This window comes from Pseudoalteromonas sp. SWYJ118 (genome assembly GCF_015864505.1).
Taxonomy (GTDB): domain Bacteria; phylum Pseudomonadota; class Gammaproteobacteria; order Enterobacterales; family Alteromonadaceae; genus Pseudoalteromonas; species Pseudoalteromonas arctica.
In genome coordinates, this window is the sequence record NZ_JADYXC010000062.1 from 1 (window position 1) to 1,218 (window position 1,218).

At 39.9% G+C, this 1,218-nt stretch carries 1 protein-coding gene and 1 pseudogene; both read left to right on the forward strand.

Features of this window, described 5'->3' with window-relative positions:
- The first annotated feature begins 3 nt into the window (after positions 1-3).
- A complete protein-coding gene (locus tag I6F48_RS21175) occupies positions 4-978 on the forward strand; it encodes a transposase (protein WP_197120246.1) in 975 nt (324 codons plus the stop codon).
- A gap of 110 nt (positions 979-1,088) precedes the next feature.
- Positions 1,089-1,218 (forward strand): annotated as a pseudogene (locus tag I6F48_RS21525) (transposase); the annotation flags it as partial.

Consider the following 1,218-nt stretch of genomic DNA (forward strand, 5'->3'; position numbering starts at 1 on the left):
CTTATGGCTATAGCAAGAAAACGTCAAGTAAGTTTGGTTGATACAAAATACTACCATTGTATTTCGCGTTGCGTGCGACGTGCATTTTTATGTGGGGAAGACCGTTTTACTGGTCAATCTTTCGAGCATCGACGAGGGTGGGTTGAAGATAAGCTGCTTGAGTTAGCTAAAGTATTTTGTATTGATGTATGTGCTTATGCCGTAATGAGTAATCACACCCATTTAGTATTGTATGTTGATGATAAAAAAGCGAATAGGCTAAATGATAAAGCGATTGTTATTCGTTGGCATAAGCTTTGTAAAGGCACATTGTTAACGCAAAAATATGTACAAGGTGAAAAGCTAAGTAAAGTTGAACTCATCTTTTTCAATCAAACGGTTAAACAATACCGTGAACGTCTAGCAAGTATTAGCTGGTTTATGCGTTTGTTAAATGAAGACATTGCGCGCAGAGCAAATAAAGAAGATAACTGCACAGGGAGGTTCTGGGAGGGAAGATTCAAATCGCAAGCATTACTAGATGAAGCAGCACTTGCGGCCTGCATGGCGTATGTTGATTTAAACCCCATCAGAGCAAACATGGCAGAAACGCCCGAAGAATCAGATCATACAAGTGTCCAACAACGCATAACACACGCAGAAGAAAGTAAACAACCAAAACAGTTACTACGTTTTGCTGGTATGCCTCGTCAGATTATGCCCAAAGGGCTGCCGTTTGAGCTTAAGTCGTACCTTGAACTTGTTGAGTTAACAGGGCGAATAATACGAGAGGATAAACGCGGGCACATTGATAATATGAACCTTCCTTTGCTAGAAAGACTTAATATATCCCCCGAAAACTGGTTAAAACTCACCACACAATTTACGCGCGTATTTCATGGTGCAGTAGGTAGGCCCACTTCACAAGCAAGTTACTGTGAAAATTTAAAGCGTAAACGGCGCTCAAATATCAGTAATTGCGAAAAGCTACTCGCATAAAACGTAAGCTAATCAGTAAAACTATTCAGTAATAAATCACAACTGCATTATGCAGTTATTTTCATGCGTGTAATTTAGTTGGTTTGTGCAAAAAGCAAGCAGGATGTCTTATTGCAATCGCAAGAAAGCGTCAAGTAAGTTTGGTTGATACAAAGTACTATCACTGTATTTCACGCTGTGTTCGTCGCGCATTTTTATGTGGAGAAGACCGTTTTACTGGTCAATCTTACGAGCATCGAC

What these genes read in the sequence shown, in the direction of transcription:
- I6F48_RS21175 (WP_197120246.1), top strand. Translation starts at nt 4, where the DNA reads ATGGCTATAGCAAGAAAACGTCAAGTAAGTTTGGTTGATACAAAATAC.